Consider the following 2328-nt stretch of genomic DNA (forward strand, 5'->3'; position numbering starts at 1 on the left):
CCTGTAGTCCTGCCGATACCTGCCACCTCTGCATGAGCGCAATTATTCTGTAGGCAAGGAACATTAAACCCTTGTTGATAACTACCGGAAATTGAGCGAGTCCGGTTTGCTTCTATGTCTCGCAGTACAATGTCAACTTTACCGATGAATGAAAGGTCGAGTGTTTGCAGCCCTGGAAAATTATCCCAAGTGAGAGTAGACAATCCAGGTACTCCATTAATTTTGGAGTCTTGCCAATCCCCAAATCGATTAATAGATGTGTTTTGAATGTTGGAAATAGATGTTAGTGAGTAATTTTTTAAATTTATTACTCTTCCTAATTGAATGTCACGTAAACGAGAATTCCGGCTGGCGTTACCTATTGTGCCCCCAGTAATTCCAAATCTTCTCAAAAAATCGCTGACAGGTTTAACACTTGTAACATTTCTATTACCTAAGTCAGGGATAGCTTTGGTTAAAGATGGTAAAGTTTGCCATTGAGTTAGTTAATTGAAAATCATCTAATGTTAACCCACTTAAATTGATTCCTTGTGCTGAAGCTATGGTTGAGAGATTTAAATTTTCTATTCCTAATTGAGGTGTTTCAAAATCTCCCAGTTCCATAAACTCGCTAATGCTTTGTCCTGCTGTCCAGGTTCTAGTTTCTGTACCTCTTGTGCCTGGGTAGGTAACACTGTTACTTTCAGAAATAATCATGTCGCTGAATTTGAAACGCGACCAATCAGGAGTAAACCCATTAGGGGAATTGATAACGGGTACTTGTGCAGAGGCTTTGGGCATGATTAACCCAATGGTTTGATTGAGTAGCCCGTACTTGATGAAACTATGAATCAATAAGCTACTTAATAAACTAAAAAAGATTAAGTAACGTAAGGCGTTATCATTGAGGCGGAAAGATGATTTCATAAACTATTACCTTGTCTTAAATTATCAGAATTATTATTTAAAGCAATTAATTTGTTAACTAAGTCTTGAGAGACAGAAGCCTTATTAGTAGCAGTAGAAATGTCATCACCTGCTTGTATATAACCGATTAACTTTTGCAATCGTTGGTGTAGTTCATCTTGGTGATTCATCCATCCACTTTTAATAGCGACAACAATACCGCCTCGAATTTGGTTAATTGTTTGCTGTGTTTTAACTAATGATTGCAATTGAGGTTTCGGGGCTGTTTGTTCTTGTGGGACATCATGCTGGATCGTTACCTGGCTATATTTAGGAGTGCCATTACTTGTTGCTAGTCGAAAACTGTAAGCTTTACGCTCCCCAGAAGATGACTGCGTAATTACTGTTAACAAAGTGGTAGATGTTTGCGGTATTCCGGGAATGTTTACTCTTAATATCCGTCGCAGATGAATCAGTCCAGCGCCGGGGCTAGAGCAATTCTGATCCAGTCCCTCTAAGCAACCATCTGTGTCAAGCAGAATTTGCGACGGATCATCTAACCAGACTTTTTTAATAGTTTCGCCAATTTCATAGAAGGAAATTGCTACACCGTGACCATTCCAGACGTTGATAGTTTGTAGTTTGGCCTGCGTCCCACTAGCTTGAGTTTGTTTGATGGTGCGAACGACTGGTGCGGCAATTGTGGATAGTGGTACACAAGCAAATGCGAGAGCCAAACTGGTACTGGCGCTGGTTGGTCAAATTTATTTTTGTTAATGCGACCTAACTCATCTTCTTGATCCGACAGAGCGAGTTTTGCACGAGCGTCACCATCCCCGTCATCACTTTGCTGGGCTTGTTCAGTGGTGGGTATTTCCTGCGTTTTCAGATCAATCTTTGGTGCTGGTGCGGGGTTGAAAACACCATTGAGCATCAAAAATATCGCTAAAAATCCAACTCCAAAAGGGACAGCAATTATTGCTAGTCTTGACCAAGGAGAAGTGACAAATGTGTGCTTAGTCGGTACTAATAAACTTTCCGGTTCTGGTGCTTTATTACCATTAGTTTTATTAACATCATCTATTTTAAGCAAATCCTCTAAAGTCGATACAGATCCATTTTTATTATTCTCTTTACTCATTTCCTTCTCCCGAAGTTTAAATCTACAATTTCTGTAATTTCTAATCCGGCGCGACGGGCTGCATAAATCTTCTTAGCTAACTCAGTGGTATTAGCTGGGATATATTCTGGATTAGAAATTGAAGAAACTGTAACGGTTTTGTTGAAAGCAATTCCTTTGCCTAAGTTATTCTCACGCTCAAAAGTTACCAGCGTGCCAATAAAATCTATTTCCCATTTCCCTGATTTAATTTGGCGTGGTTGAGATATGAATCTGGGAATTAAAGATACTTGAGTATCACCATTGAATACACCTGTCGGAGT

General features: G+C 39.6%; 3 protein-coding genes and 2 pseudogenes. All 5 read right to left on the reverse strand.

The genetic code is table 11. From position 1 onward, the window contains the following. Positions 1-392: pseudogene (locus H6G97_RS54505) on the reverse strand (hypothetical protein); the annotation flags it as partial. 46 nt (positions 393-438) lie between these two features. Beyond that, a complete protein-coding gene (locus tag H6G97_RS54510) occupies positions 439-906 on the reverse strand; it encodes a hypothetical protein (protein ID WP_242056187.1) in 468 nt (155 codons plus the stop codon). Further along, positions 903-1586, reverse strand: a complete 684-nt coding sequence (locus tag H6G97_RS50020; RefSeq protein WP_338422031.1) for a hypothetical protein — start codon at positions 1584-1586, stop codon at positions 903-905. The genes H6G97_RS54510 and H6G97_RS50020 overlap by 4 nt, the downstream gene beginning before the upstream one ends. Further along, positions 1490-2026 carry a hypothetical protein gene (locus H6G97_RS55780; protein ID WP_338422030.1) on the reverse strand — a complete coding sequence of 179 codons (537 nt, stop codon included), beginning with the start codon at positions 2024-2026 and terminating at the stop codon, positions 1490-1492. The genes H6G97_RS50020 and H6G97_RS55780 overlap by 97 nt, the downstream gene beginning before the upstream one ends. Beyond that, positions 2023-2328 (reverse strand): annotated as a pseudogene (locus H6G97_RS50030) (hypothetical protein); the annotation flags it as partial. The gene H6G97_RS55780 and the pseudogene H6G97_RS50030, both read right to left, overlap by 4 nt.

Source organism: Nostoc flagelliforme FACHB-838, from assembly GCF_014698065.1.
GTDB classification, from domain to species: domain Bacteria; phylum Cyanobacteriota; class Cyanobacteriia; order Cyanobacteriales; family Nostocaceae; genus Nostoc; species Nostoc flagelliforme_B.